Annotated in this window: 20 protein-coding genes, 1 tRNA gene and 1 pseudogene; 12 read left to right on the top strand and 10 right to left on the bottom strand. The window is 70.0% G+C overall.

Annotated elements, in window-relative coordinates:
• Together frc and OHB41_RS37175 are read right to left on the bottom strand one after the other, a co-directional pair.
• Positions 1–1,269, bottom strand: a complete 1,269-nt coding sequence (gene frc, locus OHB41_RS37170) for a formyl-CoA transferase (RefSeq protein ID WP_266703538.1) — start codon at positions 1,267–1,269, stop codon at positions 1–3.
• A gap of 10 nt (positions 1,270–1,279) precedes the next feature.
• A complete protein-coding gene (locus tag OHB41_RS37175) occupies positions 1,280–2,974 on the bottom strand; it encodes a thiamine pyrophosphate-binding protein (protein WP_266703540.1) in 1,695 nt (564 codons plus the stop codon).
• 144 nt (positions 2,975–3,118) lie between these two features.
• Here OHB41_RS37175 and sucC point away from each other — a divergent pair, with 144 nt between their 5' ends.
• The 3 genes from sucC (at position 3,119) to OHB41_RS37190 (ending at position 6,994) form a co-directional block, all read left to right on the top strand.
• Positions 3,119–4,249 (top strand): ADP-forming succinate--CoA ligase subunit beta, encoded by a 1,131-nt coding sequence (sucC, locus tag OHB41_RS37180; protein WP_266703542.1) that lies wholly within the window; start codon positions 3,119–3,121, stop codon positions 4,247–4,249.
• Between the two features lie 11 nt (positions 4,250–4,260).
• A complete protein-coding gene (gene sucD, locus OHB41_RS37185; RefSeq protein WP_266703544.1) occupies positions 4,261–5,193 on the top strand; it encodes a succinate--CoA ligase subunit alpha in 933 nt (310 codons plus the stop codon).
• Positions 5,194–5,440: 247 nt separating this feature from the next.
• Positions 5,441–6,994, top strand: coding sequence for an aldehyde dehydrogenase family protein (locus OHB41_RS37190; protein WP_266703546.1), 1,554 nt, complete (start codon positions 5,441–5,443; stop codon positions 6,992–6,994).
• A 169-nt stretch (positions 6,995–7,163) separates the two neighbouring features.
• Here the strand turns inward: OHB41_RS37190 and OHB41_RS37195 are convergent, their stop codons facing one another.
• Positions 7,164–8,099 carry an LLM class flavin-dependent oxidoreductase gene (locus OHB41_RS37195; protein WP_266703548.1) on the bottom strand — a complete coding sequence of 312 codons (936 nt, stop codon included), beginning with the start codon at positions 8,097–8,099 and terminating at the stop codon, positions 7,164–7,166.
• A 126-nt stretch (positions 8,100–8,225) separates the two neighbouring features.
• On the opposite strand from OHB41_RS37195, the gene OHB41_RS37200 reads away from it, so the two are divergent.
• Positions 8,226–8,660 carry a MarR family winged helix-turn-helix transcriptional regulator gene (locus OHB41_RS37200; RefSeq protein ID WP_266703551.1) on the top strand — a complete coding sequence of 145 codons (435 nt, stop codon included), beginning with the start codon at positions 8,226–8,228 and terminating at the stop codon, positions 8,658–8,660.
• Between the two features lie 237 nt (positions 8,661–8,897).
• Positions 8,898–8,982, top strand: a tRNA-Leu gene (locus OHB41_RS37205).
• 170 nt (positions 8,983–9,152) lie between these two features.
• Here the strand turns inward: OHB41_RS37205 and OHB41_RS37210 are convergent.
• The 4 genes from OHB41_RS37210 to OHB41_RS37225 form a co-directional block, all read right to left on the bottom strand.
• Positions 9,153–9,515 (bottom strand): hypothetical protein, encoded by a 363-nt coding sequence (locus OHB41_RS37210; RefSeq protein WP_266703553.1) that lies wholly within the window; start codon positions 9,513–9,515, stop codon positions 9,153–9,155.
• A gap of 29 nt (positions 9,516–9,544) precedes the next feature.
• Positions 9,545–10,204, bottom strand: a complete 660-nt coding sequence (locus OHB41_RS37215) for a hypothetical protein (RefSeq protein ID WP_266703555.1) — start codon at positions 10,202–10,204, stop codon at positions 9,545–9,547.
• Entirely contained in the window at positions 10,186–10,554 is a 369-nt protein-coding gene (locus tag OHB41_RS37220; protein WP_266703557.1) for a hypothetical protein, read from the bottom strand. Before OHB41_RS37220 ends, OHB41_RS37215 begins: the two co-directional genes overlap by 19 nt.
• Positions 10,555–11,033: 479 nt before the next feature.
• Complete coding sequence (locus tag OHB41_RS37225; protein WP_266703559.1) at positions 11,034–11,414, bottom strand: DUF2267 domain-containing protein; 381 nt, start codon at positions 11,412–11,414, stop codon at positions 11,034–11,036.
• Between the two features lie 935 nt (positions 11,415–12,349).
• Here OHB41_RS37225 and OHB41_RS37230 point away from each other — a divergent pair.
• From OHB41_RS37230 to OHB41_RS37250, 6 genes and pseudogenes are all read left to right on the top strand, one after another.
• Positions 12,350–13,048, top strand: coding sequence for an HAD family hydrolase (locus OHB41_RS37230; RefSeq protein WP_266703561.1), 699 nt, complete (start codon positions 12,350–12,352; stop codon positions 13,046–13,048).
• A 462-nt stretch (positions 13,049–13,510) separates the two neighbouring features.
• Positions 13,511–13,777 (top strand): hypothetical protein, encoded by a 267-nt coding sequence (locus tag OHB41_RS37235; RefSeq protein WP_266703563.1) that lies wholly within the window; start codon positions 13,511–13,513, stop codon positions 13,775–13,777.
• A gap of 27 nt (positions 13,778–13,804) precedes the next feature.
• On the top strand, positions 13,805–14,263 hold the full coding sequence (locus OHB41_RS52090; protein ID WP_323138426.1) for a hypothetical protein: 459 nt from the start codon (positions 13,805–13,807) through the stop codon (positions 14,261–14,263).
• A gap of 79 nt (positions 14,264–14,342) precedes the next feature.
• Positions 14,343–14,573, top strand: a complete 231-nt coding sequence (locus OHB41_RS37245; RefSeq protein WP_266703565.1) for a DUF2267 domain-containing protein — start codon at positions 14,343–14,345, stop codon at positions 14,571–14,573.
• Positions 14,566–14,751 (top strand): DUF2267 domain-containing protein, encoded by a 186-nt coding sequence (locus OHB41_RS52390; RefSeq protein ID WP_353962910.1) that lies wholly within the window; start codon positions 14,566–14,568, stop codon positions 14,749–14,751. The genes OHB41_RS37245 and OHB41_RS52390 overlap by 8 nt, the downstream gene beginning before the upstream one ends.
• A 92-nt stretch (positions 14,752–14,843) precedes the next feature.
• Positions 14,844–14,942 (top strand): annotated as a pseudogene (locus tag OHB41_RS37250) (hypothetical protein); the annotation flags it as partial.
• A 422-nt stretch (positions 14,943–15,364) separates the two neighbouring features.
• On the opposite strand, the gene OHB41_RS37255 reads toward OHB41_RS37250, so the two are convergent.
• The 3 genes from OHB41_RS37255 to OHB41_RS37265 all read right to left on the bottom strand — a co-directional run bounded on the left by OHB41_RS37255 (position 15,365) and on the right by OHB41_RS37265 (position 20,300).
• Positions 15,365–17,437: a tetratricopeptide repeat protein gene (locus tag OHB41_RS37255; RefSeq protein WP_266703567.1), complete on the bottom strand. Its 2,073-nt coding sequence runs from the start codon at positions 17,435–17,437 to the stop codon at positions 15,365–15,367.
• Positions 17,434–18,651 carry a hypothetical protein gene (locus tag OHB41_RS37260; protein ID WP_266703569.1) on the bottom strand — a complete coding sequence of 406 codons (1,218 nt, stop codon included), beginning with the start codon at positions 18,649–18,651 and terminating at the stop codon, positions 17,434–17,436. Before OHB41_RS37260 ends, OHB41_RS37255 begins: the two co-directional genes overlap by 4 nt.
• A 1,199-nt stretch (positions 18,652–19,850) precedes the next feature.
• Positions 19,851–20,300, bottom strand: a complete 450-nt coding sequence (locus OHB41_RS37265; RefSeq protein WP_266703571.1) for a winged helix-turn-helix transcriptional regulator — start codon at positions 20,298–20,300, stop codon at positions 19,851–19,853.
• 82 nt (positions 20,301–20,382) lie between these two features.
• On the opposite strand from OHB41_RS37265, the gene OHB41_RS37270 reads away from it, so the two are divergent.
• Entirely contained in the window at positions 20,383–21,405 is a 1,023-nt protein-coding gene (locus OHB41_RS37270; RefSeq protein WP_266703573.1) for a GlxA family transcriptional regulator, read from the top strand.
• Positions 21,406–21,478 lie beyond the last annotated feature (73 nt).

A 21,478-nucleotide genomic window follows, 5' to 3' on the forward strand; every position in this document is an offset into this window, starting at 1 on the left:
TCAGATCACTCCGTTCGACTTGAGCAGGCGCAGTTCCTCGTCGCCGAGGCCGAGCTCGCCGATGTAGACCTCTTCGTTGTGCTCGCCGAGCAGGGGTGAACTGGTCACGTCCACGGGGGAGTCGGAGAGCTTCAGCGGACTTCCGACCGTCACGAACTCGCCCCGCTCGGGGTGCGGCACGGTCACGACCATCTCGTTGGCGACCAGGGATTCGTCCTCGACGATCTCCTTGGTGGACAGGATCGGGCCGCAGGGGATGTTGTGGGCGTTGAGCTTCTCCAGCACCTCCCACTTGGGGAGGGTGGCCGACCACTCCTCGATGAGCTGGAACATCTTGGTGAGCTGGGGCAGCCGGGCCTCCGGGGTGGCCCACTCGGGGTCGTCCGCCAGCTCCGGCCGCCCGATCAGCTCGGTGATCGGCTTCCAGCCGACCGGCTGCACGATGACGTACACGTAGTCGTTGGGTCCGCCCGGCGCGCACTTGACCGCCCAGCCGGGCTGACCGCCGCCGGACGCGTTGCCGGACCGGGGCACCTCGTCGCCGAAGTCCTCGTTGGGATATTCGGCCAGCGGCCCGCGCGCCAGGCGCTGCTGGTCCCGGAGCTTGACCCGGCAGAGGTTGAGCACCGCGTGCTGCATCGCCACGTTCACGCGCTGCCCGCGTCCCGTGCTCTCCCGCTGGAACAGGGCGGCGAGGATGCCCGCGACCGCGTGGACACCGGTGCCCGAGTCGCCGATCTGCGCGCCCGTCGCCAGTGGCGGCCCGTCCTCGAAGCCGGTGGTCGACATCGACCCGCCCATGGCCTGCGCGACGACCTCGTACGCCTTGAAGTTGGTGTACGGGCCGTCCCCGAAGCCCTTGATGGAGGCGTAGACGATCCGGGGGTTGATCTCCTGGATGCGGTCCCAGGTGAAGCCCATGCGGTCGACGGCGCCCGGCCCGAAGTTCTCGACCATGACGTCGGAGCGCCGGATCAGTTCGGTGAGGATCTCCTTGCCGCGCTCGGTCTTGGTGTTGAGGGTGATGCTGCGCTTGTTGCAGTTGAGCATCGTGAAGTAGAGGGAGTCGACGTCCGGGAGGTCGCGCAGCTGCCCCCGCGTGATGTCGCCGGTCGGCGCCTCCAGCTTGACGACGTCCGCGCCGAGCCAGGCGAGCAGCTGGGTGGCGGAGGGGCCGGACTGGACGTGCGTCATGTCGAGGACGCGGATTCCTTCGAGAGCCTTGGCCGACGTTCCCGGGCTCGGGGTCGTCGCGGTCGTCGGTGTCATCGGGGGCACCTCACTTGTACATCGTCTGGTTCATGGTTCCGGGGGCGTACGCGTCCGGGTCGACCCAGACGTTGATGAGCGACGGCTTGCCCGACTCGCGGGCGCGCCGCAGCGCGGGGCCGATGTCGGCGGGGTCGCGGACCTCCTCGCCGTAACCCCCGAGCATCTGCGCGAACTTGTCGTAGTGGACGTCGCCGAGGGTGTTGCCCACCCGCTCGCGCTCCAGGCCGTACTTCTGGGCCTGGCCGTAACGGATCTGGTTCATCGAGGAGTTGTTGCCTACGATGCCGACGAAGGGCAGGTCGTAGCGGACGAGTGTCTCGAAGTCCCATCCGGTGAGGGAGAAGGCGCCGTCGCCGAAGAGGGCCACGACCTCCTTGTCGGGGCGCGCCTTCTTCGCCGCGAGGACGAAGGGGATGCCGACGCCGAGGGTGCCGAGCGGGCCCGGGTCCATCCAGTGGCCCGGTGACTTGGGCTGCACGACCTGCCCGGAGAAGGTGACGATGTCGCCGCCGTCCCCGATGTAGATGGAGTCCTCGGTGAGGAAGTCGTTGATCTCGCTCACCAGGCGGTACGGGTGGATGGGCGAGGCGTCCGACCGCAGACTGGGCAGCCGCTTGTCGAGAGCCGTCTGTTCGGCGGCCCGCAGTTCGTCGAGCCACTCCTTGCGCCTCGACGCGCCCCCGTTGATGCGTCCGGAGGCGGCGTCGGCCACCGACTTCAGGACCAGCCCCGCGTCCCCGACGATCCCCAGGTCGATGTCCCGGTTCTTGCCGACGGTCCGGTAGTCGAGGTCGATCTGTACGACGGTCGCGTCGGGGGAGAGCCGTTTGCCGTAGCCCATACGGAAGTCGAAGGGTGTGCCCACGATCACGATCACGTCGGCGTGGGAGAACGCGTACCGGCGCGAGAGCTGGAAGTGGTGCGGGTCCCCGGGCGGCAGGGTGCCGCGACCCGCGCCGTTCATGTACGCCGGGATGTTGAGGGCGCGTACGAGGTCGATGGCCGCCTCGGTGCCCCGGGTCGTCCACACCTGGCTGCCCAGCAGGATCGCGGGCTTCTCGGCGTGCACGAGCAGATCGGCGAGCCGCTCGATCGCCTCGGGGTCACCGGCCGAGCGGGTGGAGGCCCGGTACCGGCCGGCGGCGGGGATCCGCGCCTTGTCGACCGGCACCTTGGCGTCGAGGACATCGCGCGGGATCTCCAGGTAGGAGGGGCCGGGTGCGCCGTGGTAGCACTCCCGGAACGCCATCGACACCATGTCGGCGGCGCGCGCCGTGTCCGGGACGGTCGCGGCGAACTTGGTGATCGGCGTCATCATGTCGACGTGCGGCAGGTCCTGGAGGGACCCCATCTTGTGCTGGGTGTGCGCTCCCTGTCCGCCGATCAGCAGCATCGGGGACTCGGCGCGGAAGGCGTTCGCGACGCCCGTCACGGCGTCGGTGGTGCCCGGCCCGGCCGTGACGACCGCGCATCCGGGTTTGCCGGTGATCCGCGCGTAGCCGTCGGCGGCGTGGGCGGCGACCTGCTCGTGACGTACGTCGACGACCTCTATGCCCTCGTCGACACAGCCGTCGTAGATGTCGATGATGTGGCCGCCGCACAAGGTGTAGACGACCTCCACGCCTTCCGCTCTGAGTGCCTTGGCGACCAGGTGCCCACCTGAGATGAGGGTCGAGTTGGTGTCGCTGCTGCCGTCGGGCATGGCGAAGTCCTGTCCCTTCGTAGGGGGTTGGAACGCTCTCGCGTACATTGCATACAGTCGACGAATACTGTATGAAGCTTGTTATCCCGCATCCGGTGGGTGGTGTCCAGGGGGCGTGCGGCACTTTTAGACAGGAGCCGAGGTATGGACCTGTACGAGCACCAGGCAAGGGAACTCTTCGAGGAACACGGCATCTTGGTACCGAGGGCCGAGGTCACCGACTCGCCCAAGGAAGCCCGCGGGATCGCCCGCAGGCTCGGCGGCCGGGTGGTCGTCAAGGCACAGGTGAAGACGGGCGGGCGCGGCAAGGCCGGCGGCGTGAAACTCGCCGCGGACCCCGCCGCGGCAGAACTGACGGCGCGCCAGATCCTCGGCATGGACATCAAGGGCCACACCGTCCGCAAGGTGATGCTGGCCCAACCCGTCGACATCGAGAGCGAGTTCTACGTCAGCTACGTCCTCGACCGCGCGGCGGGACGCTTCCTCGCCATCGCCTCGGCGGAGGGCGGCATGGACATCGAGGAGGTGGCCGCGACCCGCCCGGACGCCGTCGCGCGCATCCCCGTCGACCCCGCCGAAGGCGTCACCTCGGCCAAGGCGGCCGAGATCGCCGAGGCCGCCGGCCTCCCCCAGCGGACCGTCGACGTCCTGGTGCGCCTGTGGGAGGTGCTGACCCGCGAGGACGCACTGCTCGTCGAGGTGAACCCCCTCGTACGCACCGCCCAGGGACAGATTCTCGCGCTGGACGGAAAGGTCACCCTCGACGACAACGCCCGCTTCCGGCAAGAACGTTGGGGAGAGAAGGACGCCCCGCACGACGACCCCCTGGAGGCGGCCGCCGCGGCCAGGGGCCTGAACTACGTCAAGCTGGACGGCGAGGTCGGCATCATCGGCAACGGCGCGGGCCTGGTCATGTCGACCCTCGACGTGGTCGCCGGCTGCGGCGCCCGCCCCGCCAACTTCCTCGACATCGGCGGCGGAGCCTCCGCCCGGATCATGGCCGACGGCCTGTCCGTGGTCCTCTCCGACCCGGCGGTGAAATCGGTCTTCGTGAACGTCTTCGGCGGCATCACGGCCTGCGACGCCGTCGCCGACGGCATCGTGCAGGCCCTGGAGAGCGTCCGGTTGACCAAGCCGCTCGTGGTCCGCCTCGACGGCAACAACGCCGTACGCGGCCGGGCCATCCTCGACGAGCGCGCGCACCCCCTGGTCCAGCAGGCCACCACCATGGACGGCGCCGCGCGCCGCGCCGCCCGACTCGCCACCGCCGACTGAAGGAGTGGGACATGGCCGTCTTCCTCAGCAAGGAGAGCAAGGTCCTCGTCCAGGGCATGACCGGCGGCGAGGGCATGAAGCACACCCGGCGGATGCTCGCCGCCGGCACGGACGTGGTCGGCGGCGTCAACCCGCGCAAGGCGGGCCGCAGCGTCGACTTCGACGTCCCCCGCAGCCCCAGCGGCCGAGGCGGCACTCCCGTCACCGTGCCGGTCTTCGGTTCGGTGCGCGAGGGGATGGCGGCGACCGGCGCCGACGTCACCGTCGTCTTCGTGCCGCCCGCCTTCGCCAAGGCCGCCGTGCTGGAGGCCGCGGACGCCGGGATCGCACTGGCCGTCGTCATCACCGAAGGCATCCCCGTGCACGACGCCGTCGCCTTCCACGCGTACGCCGCCGCGCAGGGCACCCGCGTCATCGGCCCCAACTGCCCCGGCCTGATCAGCCCCGGCCAGTCGAACGCGGGCATCATCCCCGCCGACATCACCAAGCCCGGACGCATCGGCCTGGTCTCCAAGTCGGGCACACTGACCTACCAACTCATGTACGAGCTGCGCGACATCGGCTTCTCGACCTGCGTGGGCATCGGCGGTGACCCCGTCGTCGGCACCACACACATCGACTGCCTGGCCGCCTTCCAGGACGACCCGGACACCGACCTCGTCGTCCTCATCGGGGAGATCGGCGGCGACGCGGAGGAACGAGCGGCCGCCTACATCCGCGACCACGTCACCAAGCCGGTCGTCGGCTACATCGCCGGGTTCACCGCGCCCGAGGGCAAGACGATGGGGCACGCCGGCGCGATCGTCTCCGGCTCGTCCGGCACCGCGCAGGCGAAGAAGACGGCCCTGGAAGCGGCCGGGGTACCGGTGGGAGGCACCCCGACCGAGACGGCCCGGCTGGTGCTGGCCCGGCTGGAGGCGGAGCGTGTCGCCACCGGCGGGTGAGGTGAGACGTCACTCATAGTTGAGGTGCGGTGACTGTCACAAGCGGACCCGCCTCAGTACCTTCCTCGTACGGACGCGGCCACCCTCCCGCGTACGCACCCCGTCCACCCTCCTCCGTACGGACCCGACCACCGTCGTCCTCCGTACGGACCCGACCACTCCTCGTGCGAGCCGATGGACCATGCAGGTCCGGCACGAGCCAGGCACCTCCCGCCCCCGACTGTGCACCGAGAGCGGAGACATCCGAATGGCATCCACCCCCAACACCTCCCTGGTCCTGAAGCCCGGGACGTCCTGGGCCGACGCCTGGCAGCGCTGCCTCGCCGTCGCGCCCGAGGCGTTCCAGCAGGACCGGGTCCTCAACCTCTGGGACACCTCCTGGCGACCCGACGGCCGGGCACTGCCCGCCACCAGCCCCGTCGACGGAAGCCCCATCGCGGGCCCGCCCCGCCTGGACGGCGCCACCGCCCAGCAGGCCGTACGCGCCTCACTCGACCAGCACCGGGCCTGGCGCCACGTCCCCCTGCCCGAACGCCGCGCCCGCGTCGCCGCCACCCTCGACGCGCTCACCGAGCACCGGGAACTGCTCGCCCTTCTCCTGGTCTGGGAGATCGGCAAGCCCTGGCGGCTCGCGCAGGCCGACGTGGACCGGGCGATCGACGGCGTCCGCTGGTACGTCGACGGCATCGAACCCATGGTCGAGGGCCGGGCCCCGCTGGACGGCCCGGTGTCCAACATCGCCAGCTGGAACTACCCGATGAGCGTCCTCGTCCACGCCATGCTGGTCCAGGCCCTGGCAGGCAACGCGGTCATCGCCAAGGCCCCCACCGACGGCGGCGTCGCCTGCCTCACCCTGGCCTGCGCGCTCGCCGCGCGCGAAGGGATCCCCGTCACCCTCGTCAGCGGCAGCGGCGGCGAGCTGTCGGAGGCGCTCGTGCGCGCACCCGAGATCGGCTGCGTCTCCTTCGTCGGCGGCCGCGACACCGGCGCCGCGGTGGCCACCGCCGTCGCCGACCTCGGCAAGCGCCACATCCTCGAACAGGAAGGCCTCAACACCTGGGGCGTCTGGAACTACACGGACTGGGACGCGCTCACGGCCGTCGTCCCGAAACTCTTCGACTACGGCAAGCAGCGCTGCACCGCCTACCCGCGCTTCGTCGTCCAGCGCGCCCTGTTCGACGAGTTCCTCGCCGCCTACCTGCCGGCCGTCCGCACCCTGCGGATCGGCCACCCGCTCGCGGTGGAGAACCCCGACGACCCCTTTCCCGCGCTGGACTTCGGACCCGTCATCAACGCGGCCAAGGCGAAGGAGCTGGACGACCAGGTCGCCGAGGCCATCAGCCGCGGCGCCGTCCCCCTGCACCGCGGCAAGCTGTCCGACACGCGGTTCCTGCCCGGCCAGGACACCTCGGCGTACGTCCAGCCCGTCACGCTGCTCAACCCGCCGCCGTCCTCACCACTGCACCACGCGGAGCCCTTCGGCCCCGTCGACACCATCGTCCTGGTCGACACCGAGGCGGAGCTGCTCGCCGCGATGAACGCGTCGAACGGCGCGCTCGTGGCCACCCTGTCCACGGACGACGAGGCGACGTACACGCGACTGGCGCCGCAGATCCGCGCGTTCAAACTGGGCCGCGGCAAGCCCCGTTCGCGCGGTGACCGGGACGAGCTGTTCGGCGGGCTCGGCGCGTCCTGGCGCGGGGCGTTCGTGGGCGGCGAACTGCTCGTCCGCGCCGTCACGCAGGGTCCGGCGGAGGAGCGGCTGCCGGGCAACTTCCCGGAGTACCAACTCGTTCCGTGACCCGCGGACAGCCGCTGTCTCGGTGACACCGGGGTGGCGGCTGTCTCCGTGACGGAGGGAGCGGCACCTGTCTCCGTGACGGAGGAGCGGCAGTTGTCTCCGTCACGGGGGAGCGGCAGTTGTCTCTGTGGCGACGGAGTGGGCGGGCTCGCGGCCGGTGGTTGCCCGGTCAGGGGCGCCGCCCGCTCTCCGGCACCTCCGCCGGCACCCGCGTGATGATCTCGTCCACCAACCACCGAGCGACCCCCGGCGGGTAGGGCTGGGGCAGGCTGAGCACGACGTGGTTGGTGCCGACGCCGATGAGGCCGGTGACGGCGGTCCGGGTGGCGGCGGGGTCGTCGTAGGAGACGACGACCTGCACCGACCGGGTGATCTCACGCGGGTCGCGCCCGATCTCCGCGCAGTGCGCGTCCAGTACCCGGCCGCGCTCGGCGACGAACTCCACGCCGTTGTGCGGTGGTCCGGGGATGTTCCAGATGTCGGCCCGCTCGGCGACCAGCCGCAGCAGCCGCGTCCCCCAGCCTCCGATCAGCAGTGGAGGTCCCGGCCGCTGCACGGGCTTGGGCTCGTTGCGCGTGCCCCGGAGCCGATAGAGGCGCCCCTCGAAGTCGAAGACGTCCTCGGTCCACATGCGCTTCAGGATCTCGACCGTCTCCGCGAGCCGGGCGACGCCCTCACCGGGCGGGACGAGCGTCAGCCCGTACGCCGCGTACTCCGCGACCGCCGGGTTCTCGCCGCTGACCCCGCCCGCCCCGGGCGGCTGACGGGTGCCCCCCACGCCGATCCCCATGACGAGCCGTCCGCCGGAGATCACGTCCACGGTCGAGGCGATCTTCCCGAGGACGGCGGGCGGGCGGACGCGGTTGCTGGTGACGAGCAGCCCGAGCCGCAGCCGCTCGGTCTGCGCGGCGAGAGCGCTGAGCAGCGTCCAGCCCTCGTGTGTCCGGCCGTCCTTGGGCCCGCGCAGCGGAAGCAGATGGTCCCAGAGCCAGGCGTCCTCGATCTCGGGGAGGGTGTCGGCCTCCTGCCAGACACGGCGGATGTCCTCGTAGGAGACGTGCATCGGGGTGGTCTTGATACCGAAGCGCACACGCTGTTCGCTCATGTCGATCAGCGTAGCGAATCATCAGGGGAGCTGACAATCAGGAGTGGGTACAGTCCTGACATGACCGGCGAGCAGCCCTCTGGGTCCCCCGTGCCTTCCACGCCCCCTGTGTCTCCCGCGGCCCCCGTGCCCCTCGAGGCCCGGCTCGGCTATCTCCTCAAGCACGCCCAGCAACGGCTGGCACGCGCATCCGCCGAGGCGCTGGCGCCCTTCGGGATAGACGGACACGAGCTGGCGGTCCTGGCGGTGCTGGCCGCCGAGTACCCGCTGTCGCAGGTCGAGGTGGCGGGACGGCTCGGCGTCGACCGCACCACGATGGTCGCGCTCGTCGACGGCCTGGAGGACCACGGGCTCGTCGAGCGCCGCCGCAGCGCGCAGGACCGGCGCAAGAACATCGTGGAGCTGACCGCGACGGGCCACGACTGCCTGCGGCAGGCCGAGCTGGCCCGCCGGGAGACGGAACGGCGCTTCCTCGCTCCGCTGGGTGAGGAGGCGGGGGCCGCGCTCGTGCGCGCGCTGCGGGTTCTGGTGGTGGAGCGAGGGGGAGGAGTGACGGCTTGAGGGTTCGAGAGGGGGGGCCGACGACCGTGCCTGACCGGCTCGCCCGGCGAGCCGCAGCGACCCTGCGGACCCTCGGCGACCGTTCCCTCACCCGGGGTATCCGACCGGATCTACCCGCGTCCGGCCCCGCGCAGCCGCTGTCAGGCCCCGGATATGCAGGTGAAAGGCACCCTGAAACCTTGGTATTGTTGTCCATGTCGCCGCGGGGAACACCCCCGGCCAGGCGGCAGACACCTGGTCCGGGTGGCGGAATGGCAGACGCGCTAGCTTGAGGTGCTAGTGCCCTTTATCGGGCGTGGGGGTTCAAGTCCCCCCTCGGACACAACCAAACAACCACAACCACTGACGATACGGTGATGAGGGCCTCGACCTGACGGTCGCGGCCCTACCTGCGTGCTCGTAACTGATCGTGATCCCGGGTGCTTCGTAGAGCGGCGCCACTGGACGATCCGTCGCTGGGGGCCGGGTGCGGGTGCACTTTTTCCGGCGCTGTCACCGGTTCCCGGCCCGCCTGCCGTCCAGCAGTCCGTGCAGGTGCGCGGCGGCGTTCTCGATGTCCGCGTATTTCTGCTGTCCGGCGCGCACCTCGGCGGAGAGCACACCGCAGCGGTGGACGCGCTCGAAATCGCCGTAGGGGAACTTGTACCGGCCCTTGGTCTCCTCTCCCATCTCGTCGTCGATGCCCAGGTACCACCCGGCGTACTCGTTGAATCCGTGCTCCTCGAGGTAGGCATTCTCGTCCGCTGCCGAAGGCCGGTGCTCGCTCCACTCGCCCCGGTCGTCCAGGACGATCCGGCCCTCTTCGGTCAGTTTCTTTGCGTGGTCGAACGCCATCGCGTTCAGTTTCACCGTCATGCCGTTTACCGCCGCATCGACCGTTGGGTTCAGATGTCGGCTGCTGCCGCCCGGATATCCTGCCGAGCCTGCCCCATCAGCTCGTCCAGGTCGACGACCTCAGGGTTGAGTTCCCGCGCCCGTGGCGCGATCTGCTGCAGCCATGCCGCTGTGGCCAGGGCCAGTTCGACGGCCTCCCGGGTCCGCTCCTCGCTGAGCAGTTTCTCGACCTTGAAAGCAATGCTCGCGAGTGTGGCGTCATCGGTGGCAGGCACCAAGTAGGGCTCCAGGCCCGGCGGATACGGTGTCCGCTCCCGGTACTCACGCATCGCGGTCACGACCGCGGGCACCGCGCTGTACCAATCGAGGAGGCCCATGAAGACGTACAGGCGTGCCACCAGCCGTGGCAGGCCGGGGTGCCGATCCAGCCAGGCCATCAGCTCACGCTGATCACCGAAGTGGTCCATGATCTGCGACATCGCCTCCGCGACCCGGTTGGGCCAGGTCCAGTGGAAGGGCAGCAGCCGCGCCACCTGATGGGCGAGCGCCGCCTCGCCCTCCGCGTCCAGCGTGCCGGCGACGAATTCGGCGACCTGCCCGTGGTCCAGTCCGTAGCCGGCCGGCGCCACCCGGTCCTGTGAGCTCTGCGACGAGTCGTGGCGCAGACGCAACAGCCGTGTGCCGATCTTGCTCAGTGTCCGGTTCCGCATTGCTCCTCCAGGCTCGCGATGTGTTCTTCATCGTCCGGAGCGGCCGAACGACCAGCTCCTGCTCGCCTCCATGCGATCGCCCCACCACCCCCGCAGTTCGCCGGACCGCGCAGCATCCGCTGACGCTCGGGCTGCCGTCGTCCACAGGCGGTGTCTGACACCTTCTCGGCCCCTTCGAGGCCGGTGCCGAAGGCCCCGCCGATCATCGCAATGGCGGTGATGAACCAGGCCAGGAAGAGGTAGTCGCCGACGCCGACCTGCCGTCCGATGAACTTGCCCAGGACGGACGCGTCCAGCAGCAGGAAGGAGACGGCGACCAGAGTTGCGAACAGGGCCGTGCCCAGCACCACCACCGCGAGCGCGACGGTGACCAGGTTGCAGGGGTCCAGGGCACCGCGCTCCCGGAGCGGCCTGCCGCACCCGGCGTCGCAGGCGGCGGCCCCAAGGGCGGGAAGGGGGCGGGAAGGGAGACGAGCGCGGCCCGGAGCGCGGTGTCGACCTCTGCGCTGATCGGGCAGAGCCGGACCCGCCGCGGAAGGCCGGTGCGAAGGATCGCCATGTCCCATTCGGCACCGTCCAGGTGGCTTCTGACGGCGTCGGCGATGTCGGAGACGTCGGCCTGCTCGCTCACGCTGAGCGGGGCTGTCATCGTGCCGACCTGCCCTCTGACCCGAGCACGGACCGCCCGGCGGAGATGATCGTGCAACCGGGGGCGCGAGAGCCCGGGCGATCTCCGACGGCAGGCCGGGGTCGGTCACCAGCACGACGCACACGGCAGCGTCCGGGCCGCTTGCGCCGTGGCGCGGTTGGTGTGCCGAAGGATCCGGGGTCACCCGGCGGATTCGAGGGCCTGGGAGAAGTCCGTTCCGAGCTGCGACATCAGGTCGTTGAACTCCTTCTCGCTGATCGCCTCCCGGAGCAAGGCCAGTACAGTCCGCACACCCCGGTCGGCTTCCTCCTCCTTGAGCATGGTGCGTTCGGCCACGCGCCGCACGGTGTCGTGGTGGCCGAAGCGCTCGATGCGGTCGGTGGTTCCCCGGCGCACCGCCTCCGCGAGGTCCTCGGGAAGCTCGGTGATCAGGTCCCTGGCCTCGCCCCGGCTCAGCCGGTGGGCCAGCGTCTCGAGCGTGGCCCAGGTGAGGTCCGCCGCCTCCTGCCGGCTCAGTCCGGTGCGCTCGGCGACGGTACGGACGAATTGGTTCTGATCCATGCGTCGTACCCCTTCGCTGCTGTGTTGCGACGAACGGCGCGGTCCCCCCCTGCAAGCCTGCCACGCCGACCCGGCCCGTGCCCGCGCACGGACGGCGGTGACCACGACCACCCACAGCTTGACGCCTCCGTGCACCGTGGTGCGCAGGGCCTCACCGGCCAGGACGGTGTCGAAGACGTTGAATCCGGCGCATGGCACAGAGGCGAAGAGCCACACCGTGGGGCAGGACGATATGGTCTCCCACTCACCCCAGGGCCTGCGGCTGGGGCTGCCCCAGAGGATGCAGTCGCTCGAACACCTCACCCGACTGCTCCGGTGCCGTCTCGCGAGAGGCCGGATTCCTGACCCATGCGCGGTGCATTGCTGACCTTCCGAGAACTGCCGGCTCGTCCGCGGAGTCTCAGCCCGCCGGGTCGATTCCGACCGCCCGATTTGGTCACCGTGCACCGATGCCGATCGCATACCCGGCGCGCAGCATGGCATTCGTCGACCGCCGAGTTGATCGCCGCGTACTCATGCCGATGCCGGCCCCGGTGAGCTCATCCCGGCCCGCAACCGCGGACAGGTCGACCTGACCGTCAACAGCAGCTACTGGGTCGGGGACGCCCGTCGGGAGCTGGGTGCACTCGCCCCGCTGAACACCGCCTGGTTCCCCGGCGGACGTCGGCTGACGGGTGGCCTTCGGCAACGGCGGCTTCCTCGGACTGGGGACCATGCTGGTCCGCCGCAACGTTGCTGGGAGCCCTCGTTGGCCGTTCATCCACGGGCGCTGCTGGGCCTGGCCCTCTTGGTCGGGCAGGCGTTCCTGTACAACGCCGTGCGCTTCGACCTGGGCACCTGAAGGACACGGTCGAGGAGACCTGGGCGCAGCGGCTGTCCTCCGGTGCCTCTACCCGGCCGGCCCGGGCCGGCCGCTGACGGGAGGGATGTGGAAGATGTCCGACGATACGTGCACCCGGCCCGCGGCGTTTGTCTTCGACCTGGACGGGACACTCGTCGACAGCGTCTACCAGCACGTCATCGCCTGGCAGCAGGCGTTGAGCGAGATGGGCATCGGCCTGGCGGTCTGGCGGATCCACCGGAGGATCGGGATGAGCGGTGGCCTGCTCGTGCAGGCCACGCTGCGCGAGACCGGCGTACGGCTGACGCCGAAAGAGGCCGACGAACTGCAGAACGCCCATCACCGCCACTTCGAAGGCTGGACGAACGCCATCCGGCCGCTGCCCGGAGCCGCCGAGCTTCTCCGGACGCTGACGGACCGCGGCGTCCCCTGGACGATCGCCACCAGCGCCCGCCGGGACGACGCGGCACCCATGCTCGCCAGGCTCGGCGTGCCGCCCGACGTGCCGACGGTCACCCGTGAGGAAGTCAGCCGCGCCAAACCCGACCCCGATCTGTTCCTGGCGGGCGCGGCGCGGCTCGGCATCCCCGCCCGCGACTGTGTCGTCGTCGGAGACAGCGTGTGGGATCTGCTGGCTGCGCGGCGGGCGGGGGCACTCGGAGTGGGGCTGCTGTCCGGAGGATACGGGCAGGACGAACTGGAGCGGGCCCAGGCGTTCCGGGTGTACACCGACCCCCTCGACCTGCTGGGGCACATCGACGAACTCGGCGTCCGGGACGCGCACGGCGCCTGAGCGCGACGCATCCGTCGCCGGGCGGTCCGGCACCCGGGGACGATGAGGATGGCGGCACTGCTCAGGAGGCCGGTGCGGTTCCGCCGCCGGCCACGCTGGTCTTGACGCGGACCACCACGTCTTCCGCCTCTTCCATGCTGTGGTCCAGGTTGTCGAAGAACCACTCGTGGTCGGTGCGGATGCCCCTGAGCGTGTCGGCGTCGAGGCCGTCGCCGATCTCATCGGCGAAACGCTCTGCCGCGCGGGCGGCCGCCGCCCTGGCCGCGACGGCGAACTCCCCCTCGATTCATTCAGGAGGCGTTGCGGAGTGTGACCATCGTGCCCGGTCCGCACGGCTGACGGCAGCCCCGCCATCAGCCGCCACAGCACGCGGCCGGTGCTCACGGCCTGACCGCCCAGGGCGATGAAGGCCTCGGACAACGGTCCTCGGGCGGTCAGCTGCTCCAGGCGGCGATTGAGCTCGTGGATGTGGTCATCGACCTCCTGGACGTGGTCCTCCAGGGTCTGCCGGTGGTCCCTCGCGGGTTCGGCGGCCAGATCCGCCCGCAACTGGCCGACGACCGGTTCCTCGGCATCGCGGACGTCGCGCAGCAGCGGGATGACCGCTTCAGTGGTGACTGCCATCAGGACTCCTCACCCGCGCCGGGGCTGCTCCGCGCGGCGCTCAGGTCCAGGTCGGATGTCGGGCCGACGCGCACCGACCTGGCCACCTCATCCCGGTTGCCGTAGTCGTCCGGGGGATCGGCGCGAAGCGCCTTGACCACTTCCTCCGGCGTTCTCGGCGGCCTGGACCAGTTCCTCTTTGCCGGCAGGGAAGTCGTCGTCCTGCAGCGGGTCCAGTACGTCCGTACGCTTGTGGAAGACGTATCTCCTCCTCAGTTTTTGTCCCGGGACACTTCGTCTCGTGCCCTACCAGTGGCATTCCCGGCAAAACCGGCTGCTGGCGATGCCGAAGCACTCCGGGGAATCCTGTGCCCGCCAGCCGAGTTCATGGGAGATCACATGCCCGGCAATATCGAACGTGCCGCGCTGCGCGCCGCGGCTCAGGCCGCCGAGCAGATCCTGGCGAACGCCGCCGAGCGGGCCGCGCAGGCCGAGCCGCAGGATCCGTACGCGCAGCGCGTCGCCGAGCTCGGGATGGTGACCGGTGCGTTGAGGGCCCTGCTGGACGCGGTGCGCCCCTTTACCGAGGAAGGCGAAGAGGACGGGCGGTGACCGGCGCGCCGGCATTTCGATCACTGTTGGGGGCAGTGCATGCGGGGTCCCCGTGACGGGCTGCAGGATTGGAGGCGCCATGGACAGCGACGAGTTCGTCCGGCTCGTCAGCCGACGGGCCCACGTGCCCCAGGAGCAGTCCAGGGAGCCGACCCGGGCCACGACGCTGACGCTGGCCGAGCGGATCACCGGCGGCGAGGCCAGGCACTTGGCCGGCGTCCTGCCCACCGAGATCGCCCCTGCCCCTGGTCCCATCGGAGGATGCCGCCCCGAAATTCGGCGTTGCCGAGTTCGTCCGGCGAGTGAGTGAGCGTGCGGGCGTCGATGAGACCGTGGCGCGCAGGGGCGTTGCGGCGGTTTTCATGACTCTGGGAGAAGCCGTCCCCGCCACGGAGTTCCAGGATGTGATGCCGCAACCGCGAACGAGTTCCAGATTATCTAGCGTCGGACATCACGGCGCCCCGAACACGGATGCGCGCACCCCATGAGAACCGCTCGCAAGCGCTTGAGACTGGCGAGCGCATCGACGTCCGCCGCCGACGCCCTGGAACGGTGACTGCGCGAGCACCCCGGCGTCGAGATCGTCTGCCGCGACGGCTCGGGCCCCTACGGTGAGGGCGTTCGCAGGGCCCTGCCCGAAGCGGTGCAGGTCAGCGACCGCTGGCGCCTGTGGAAGAACCTCTGCGACAAGGCGCTGGCCGAGGTCCGCTCCCACAGCGCCTGCTGGGCCACCGCCAAGGGGTCGCGCATCGTTGACCTCATGGCAGGCCCGGATCGCCGCCACGGCCGTTCGAGGCGAGCACGTCGTGTTGCCCGACGCGGGCCACTACATACACGACAGCCGGCCTGAAGCCGTCACGACAGCGGTCCTCACCGTTGTCGATCTGGCACGGGGCAGCCGGGCCTCGTAATGAGGAACGCCTCCATGACGCTCGTCCCGAGGGGAAGCCACGCCGGAGTCCGGTCACGGATCGGGTCAAGGACGCATGACGGGGCAGGCGGAGCGGACCCCCGGTCATCACCTGACGCGGAGAATTTCCCTTGGTCGAGTGAGGCGTGCCGGCCCGCCACCATCGCCTGATCCGGTACCTATTGGCGGTCTCACCGGGTGCTGGACGCCGTGCAGAGGCGGCGTTGCTCCTGGAGTTCGGTGGTGTCCGCGTCCGGCAGGGTGAGGGCCTGGTCGAAGTCCCTGAGGGCCAGGTCGGGGCGGCCGTCGGCCAGGTGGGCGATGCCGCGGTTGAGCAGGATGTCGGGGTCGTCACCGACGGCTTCGAGTGCGGTGGTCAGGTCCGTGACCGCCATCGCCGGGTGCGACTGCCGGAAGTGCACCACGGCGCGGTTGATCAGTGCGGCCGGGTAGCGCGGGTCCTTCTCGAGCGCTCCGTCGAAAGCGGCCCGGGCGCCGTCGAGTTGGCCGCGTTGCAGGAGAACCGTGCCCTTCAGGCAGAGCAGTTGGAGTTCACCCGGGTGGAGACCCAGTCCGGTGGCCGTGTCGGTCTCCGCCGCGTCGAGATCGCCGGTCTCCAGCAGCAGTTCCGCTCGCGCGATCCGGGTGTCGAGGTCGCGCGGCTCCATCTCGAGCACGAGGGTGAAGTCCTCGAGGGCCCCCCGGTGGTCCCCGACCTGCGCGCGGGCGGTGCCACGGTTGTAGTACAGCTCGGGGAACGGAGGCGCGAGCCGCACCGCACGGTCGTAGTCGGCCAGGGCGGCGTCGAAGTCGCCGCGGTCGCGCGAGATCCTGGCCCGCTCGGAGAGGTAGTCGGTGTAGTAGGGGTCGATGTCGACGAGTCGGGTGTAGTCGGCGTGGGCTTCGTCCGGCCGGCCGAGCGCCACCAGCAGCCGGGCGCGGTTGTAGAGCAGTTGGGAACGGTGCAGGGCCCACTGATCGTCGTCGAGTCGCTCGTCGAGCCGGGTGATGCACGACTCCACGAGCGCCAGGGCACGGTGCAGGTTGCCCCGGTGCATCTCGACAAGTGCCAGGCCGTTGTCGTGGAAGACGCTGTACGTCAGTCGTTCGGCCGGATCCGGGAGGATTCCCGCGAGGGCGACGGCGTTGTGCTGCCACTGCACGGCCAGTTCGTGGTCGCGGGGTTTCAGGAACCGGGTGTGCAGCATCGCGATGGCGTAGCTGGTCATCATGTGGATCTTGGGGTCGGTGAAGCGGCGCAGCAGGCTCTGGTACAGCTCCATGGACTGTTCCAGGCGTCCGACCGGTATGCAGGCCGCGGCCGCCTCGCGGGTGAACTCCCAGTAGTCGTGTTCGTGCGAGCGCGGGTCGGTCAGGCCGCGGCCGCGCAGGCCCAGGTCGACCACGGCGGCGGAGAAGCCGGTGGCCACGGCATGGCGCTGGGCCGCGAGCAGGGCGGCCCGCCCCGCCCCGGCGGGGTCGCTGCCGTGTTCGCGGTGGTGGGCGACGGCGCCCATGCGGATGCCCCATGTGGCCGTCTGTTCAAGGGATTCGGCACGCCGGTCGTGGAGGCGGGCGCATGTCTGCGGGTCGGTCTGCTGGTATCCGCGGAGGGCGCGAGGGTCGTCGTCGGTGCAGTCGCCGTCCACATAGACGGCGGCCCAGTCGCGAGGGGTCCGGTCCTCGACCGGCTGCTCGGCGGTGCGCGGGGCGGGCAGGACGGTCACGTCGGCCAGGGCGTCCTGGAGCTCGTCGGAGAGTGTGCCGCCGGCGGCCGAGACCACCACGCGCAGTCGGCGTGGGTCCGCCCGGCGCAGAAGCAGGGCGATCAGTTCCTGTGTGGTGGCCTCGGAGGCGTGCGCTTCCTCGAAGGCGATCTCGAAGGCGGTGTCGCTGTGGATGCGCCGGGCGTATTCCAGCAGGAAGCCGACGATGCCCTGACTCATGCAACGGACCCAGCCGGCGCCGAAGAAGCGGGTGCGTTCCTCGTAGGGGGCGTCGTCGGCCAGGGTGCGCGGTGGCGGTCCGATGAGGTGGGCCAGCTCGGGCATTCCGTACAGGAGGGCCACGCGATGGTCCTCGACAAGGTCCGGCCAGCGCCGGTAGGCCTCGGGCAGGACTGCTCGTAGCACCGTGTCCACGCCGGTGTAGGGACCGCGCAGCCGCTGGTGGCAGCGGACCACGAGGGCCTTGCCGGTGTGGGCTGCGATGGCGCGCAGGCGGTCGTCGCGCCTGTCTCCGACGATCCGCAGATGGCCCGTCATGCGAGTTCAACCTCCGGTGAAGAGGACGTGAGGGAGTGGGCGGACTTCTTGTTCCGGCGTTTCCTCCGGGACAGCACGACGAGTGCGACGATCTGGGCCACGTTCATGCACAGGGACAGCACGGCGTCCCAAAAAGCCGCGTCCAGGCCGCCGGAGCCGAGGGCGCGCCCGGCAATGCTGACGTAGTTGACCGTCACGGGGACGCTGACGAGGACGGTGATTGCGGCGAACGCGCCATATCCCAGGACGATGAAAGGCCCGTAGAACGCGCCGACCCGGCGGTCACGGGGCGTCCACTTCTCCTCGTCCACGATACGGTCCGGGCGATTCATGAAACGCCGCACACGATTCTTCAGCAGGGTCATACCCGCGTCGTGAAGGTCGTAGCAGTTCCAAGCGGTGGCCGCGACGTAATAGAGATCGGTGCGCAGATAGAGCTGGAGCTGCCACAGCACGCGAACCGCGACGGTGAATGCCAGCCCGAGACAGAGCCGCCCGGTCAACGAGAACGATCCGCCCGGATTCCGGGTCAGATCGGCGACGAGCCCGAGCGCCGCGAATACGACGCCGTCGCAGACCATCCCGGCGAAGAACGGGAGATAGCGCTTCGCCCTGGGAACACTGAGCAGCCCGTTGATCTGGGTTTCGGCGACTATGTACGTCAGACGGTTGCTCACACTCAGACGCGTGGGCAGACCGAGCCGCCGGCCGGCGAGAATGTGGAAGCCCTCGTGCAGCAGCAGAAGCGGCACCTGCCCGAGGGTGATGACCAACTGGACCACGAGGAGGGAGTGCGTGAAGAAGATCTGCCCGGGATGGGGTGCGAGGTCCGGCCGCGCGATCGCGGCCCACGTCCAGCCACCGACCACGGCGCCGTACAGCACCCAGGCCGGCGGAGAGAAGACGGCTCGGCCCAGGCCGCGCAGCCGTACCCGTGGGGCGGGGCCGGCCGGCTGCGCACTGTCCTCCTCGCTGACGAAGCCGAGCTCGCGCAGAGTGGTCACGAAATCCTGGAGATCGGCATCCTCTCCGAAACTGGTTTCGTACCAGTCGGCGGCGGCGCCGAGCGTCATTCCCCGCATGAGCTGGCGCAGCAACTCCGCGCCGTCGGCCGGGAAAACCGCATAGGAACCGGTGTCCAGGCGGCCGACCACCACCTCGTCGCCTTCGGGAACGAAACTCAGTTCGTGGAAAACGAGGCCGTCACCGGCCACAGGCCCTCCTCCAGCGGAATTCCGGATAAGAGACCCGGGTGCGCCGACAGGCGGCGCACCCGAGCGTGGTACCGCGAAGCGATCAGGCCTGGACGGAGTACGGGCACTGACAGGCGGCCGACGTCAGGCGCACGTCGCCGGTGCGGCGCACCGCAATCTTCTTGGAGCCGGCCTTCTTACGCATGGCGACAGTCGACTTCATGACGGTCCTTTCTCGACGGGTGGCACACCGACCGGCGGTCGGCGGCAATCAAAGATCTTCCAGCCGGACCGCGGGAGCAAGGTCCGATCGCGCCAATCGGATCGCCCGGGAGGCTCGTCTCGAGGGCAGGGTTCGCAAGAAAGCGTTTCCGCTCCGCGGCGCGGTGCCGAGGCCGCGGTTCGGTGCTGATTCCGTCGCACGTACACCTCCGACATCGTTGCCAGGCGGCAACGGAAGCCTGTTTTCCCATCTGGGACCACTCGAAGTCCGGGTGCGGAAAGAGGAATCCTCCGGCCGTGGTGCAAAAAGCGGAGCGCACCCCGCCGGATTCCGTTTTTTTCGAGCTCTGTTTTCCTGGGCTTAAAGGAGAGCAATGAAATCGCCAAGTATCGGCCCGGTCACACTCCGTACATCGCCGCCTCGTCGCCTGTACCTGAAGAAGGACAGCGGTTTCCGGATATCGGACACATCGGCCGGACGGTGAGGGTCGCCATCGGCCACCGCGTCTCCTCCTCCGCTTCGGCCATGGGCGTTCCTGCCGGCCCCTCCGCGGTGCTCGGGCCTCACCGGCCCCGTGCCGTCTCTGGGCATGTCCCCGTCAGTCGACCGCTTTCGGGCTCGTGTCGTCGTCGGACGACACCGACGCGGAACCGGGCCTGCGGCGATCCCCGCACCCCGTGTCCGTCCAGGAGTGAGCGGGACGGGCTCACCGATGGGGCCGGAGATCCGGAGACACCCAGCCCACACACACTCAAGTGCCCGGGTGCGGGCGGCCGTCGTCCTCGTCCTCGGTCGCTCTCGGATCCGTGGGCGCCGGAGCGGTCGACGGCGGATCCGGACCGGACCGACGTGGCCGATACGGGTCGGCGGCGGCAGCGTCAGCCCCTGCGGGCGCGCCCGATCTGACGGGTGGTCCGCCTGGCGGCGCGGGAATCTCCCCTGCTCCTGGGGGCCTTCGTGCCGGCGGCGGCGACGTCCAGGGGGTGTGCCGGACGTCCTAGAGCCCCGGACGGTTCACTTCCTCCAGCACGGTCACCAGCCCGCCCCCCTCCAGGGGCTCGCCGCACCGGGCGCAGACGACCCGGGTCTCCACATCGGCACCGCACGTGTGCAGGAACCGAGGTGCGGGGGGTGGGTCCTGCAGGTGCCGAAGGCCCCATTCCCGGAGCCCGATCAGGACCGGCTCCAGCGCCTGTCCCGCGGCCGTCAGGTGGTATTCGAAGCGGGGCGGGCGGTCCTGGTACTGGCGGCGCTCCAGGATCCCGGCGGCCTCCAGGGATCGCAGCCGCTTGGTGAGAACGTCGCGCGGCGCTCCGGTGTTGGCGCGGATGTCGGCGTAGCGCCGGACTCCCATGAACACCTCGCGCAACACCAGGAGCGACCACCGCTCTCCTACGAGGTCGAGGGTCCCGGCTATGGGGCAGGCGCGTGGCTGGGTGTCGGACATGCCGTAATCCTAGTTGGTTTGTTTTGCGAACTCACTGCGCATAGCATCGACCGTAACCCCATGTCCGGTCCGGAGGCATTCGATGAACCACAAGCGCGCCGGAACCGACCCGCTCCTCGTGACGATCTTCGTTTTTCCCGGCGTCCGACTGCTGGACGTGACCGGTCCGATCGAAGTGTTCACCTCGGCGAACGACTTCGGCGCCCACTACCGGTTGAGCATGGTCTCGGCCGACGGGAACGAGGTGACGACGTCGGCTGGGACCCGTCTCGGCGTCGACATGGCCGTCGCGGACGCGCAGGAGGCCAGCGACGTCCTGGTCATTCCCGGTGGGCCGGGCTGGGATCGGATGATCAAGGACGACGCGCTGCTGGACATCGTGCGGGGGCTCGACGCGAACTCGCGCTGTACGGCTTCCGTCTGTACCGGCGCCTTCCTGCTGGCCGCCGCCGGTCTTCTGGACGGCCGCAGCGCCGCCACCCACTGGCGCCACTCACGGCAGTTGGCCCTGCGTTTTCCCGCCGTCGAGGTCAAGCCGGACGCGATCTTCGTGCGGGACGGCAAGGTGATGACCTCGGCCGGGGTCACCGCGGGCATCGACCTCTCGCTGGCTCTGGTGGAAGAGCACTACGGGGCCGAAGTGGCCCGCGCGGTGGCCAAGGACCTGGTGGTCTTCATGCAACGGCCCGGTGGACAGTCCCAGTTCAGCGTTCGCGCCCGCGCCGCGCACACCCGCCAGGACATGCTCCGCCGGGTGCTGGACGCCGTCGCGGAGGACCCCGCCGCCAACCACACGCTGTCCGCCATGGCGCGCCGGGCCGGCATCAGCTCCCGCCATGTGACCCGGCTCTTCTGCGACGAGTTGGGCATGACACCGGCCCGGTACGTGGAGCAGGTCCGGATGGAGGCGGCGCAGGCGATGCTGGAATGCGGGGACGACCCCATGGCCGTGATCGCCCGCCGTACGGGGTTCGGATCGCCCGAGTCGCTGCGCAGGGCGTTCGTACGGAACCTCAAGGTGACTCCGGGTGTGTTCCGGGCGCGGTTCCACACCACCGGAGTGGCGGCTGCCGGGGCCCAGGAGGGACCGGGCGGAGAGGGTTGAGCCGGCACTCGGAACGGGAGACGGCCGGTACCGTGAGCGGACTTCTCCTCGCGGCACCATGACAGGTGCTCGC

Origin of the sequence: Streptomyces sp. NBC_01571, from assembly GCF_026339875.1 — a bacterium.
Lineage (GTDB): Bacteria > Actinomycetota > Actinomycetes > Streptomycetales > Streptomycetaceae > Streptomyces.

Excerpts from the sequence above, each read along its gene's own strand:
- OHB41_RS37190 (WP_266703546.1), top strand. The coding sequence starts at position 5,441 with ATGGCATCCACCCCCAACACCTCCCTGGTCCTGAAGCCCGGGACGTCC.
- sucC (WP_266703542.1), top strand. The coding sequence starts at position 3,119 with ATGGACCTGTACGAGCACCAGGCAAGGGAACTCTTCGAGGAACACGGC.
- OHB41_RS37215 (WP_266703555.1), bottom strand. The coding sequence starts at position 10,204 with ATGCGGAACCGGACACTGAGCAAGATCGGCACACGGCTGTTGCGTCTG.
- OHB41_RS37245 (WP_266703565.1), top strand. The coding sequence starts at position 14,343 with ATGGACAGCGACGAGTTCGTCCGGCTCGTCAGCCGACGGGCCCACGTG.
- OHB41_RS37230 (WP_266703561.1), top strand. The coding sequence starts at position 12,350 with ATGTCCGACGATACGTGCACCCGGCCCGCGGCGTTTGTCTTCGACCTG.
- OHB41_RS37255 (WP_266703567.1), bottom strand. The coding sequence starts at position 17,437 with ATGACGGGCCATCTGCGGATCGTCGGAGACAGGCGCGACGACCGCCTG.
- OHB41_RS37210 (WP_266703553.1), bottom strand. The coding sequence starts at position 9,515 with ATGACGGTGAAACTGAACGCGATGGCGTTCGACCACGCAAAGAAACTG.
- frc (WP_266703538.1), bottom strand. The coding sequence starts at position 1,269 with ATGACACCGACGACCGCGACGACCCCGAGCCCGGGAACGTCGGCCAAG.
- sucD (WP_266703544.1), top strand. The coding sequence starts at position 4,261 with ATGGCCGTCTTCCTCAGCAAGGAGAGCAAGGTCCTCGTCCAGGGCATG.
- OHB41_RS37225 (WP_266703559.1), bottom strand. The coding sequence starts at position 11,414 with ATGGATCAGAACCAATTCGTCCGTACCGTCGCCGAGCGCACCGGACTG.
- OHB41_RS37175 (WP_266703540.1), bottom strand. The coding sequence starts at position 2,974 with ATGCCCGACGGCAGCAGCGACACCAACTCGACCCTCATCTCAGGTGGG.
- OHB41_RS37195 (WP_266703548.1), bottom strand. The coding sequence starts at position 8,099 with ATGAGCGAACAGCGTGTGCGCTTCGGTATCAAGACCACCCCGATGCAC.
- OHB41_RS37265 (WP_266703571.1), bottom strand. The coding sequence starts at position 20,300 with ATGTCCGACACCCAGCCACGCGCCTGCCCCATAGCCGGGACCCTCGAC.
- OHB41_RS37270 (WP_266703573.1), top strand. The coding sequence starts at position 20,383 with ATGAACCACAAGCGCGCCGGAACCGACCCGCTCCTCGTGACGATCTTC.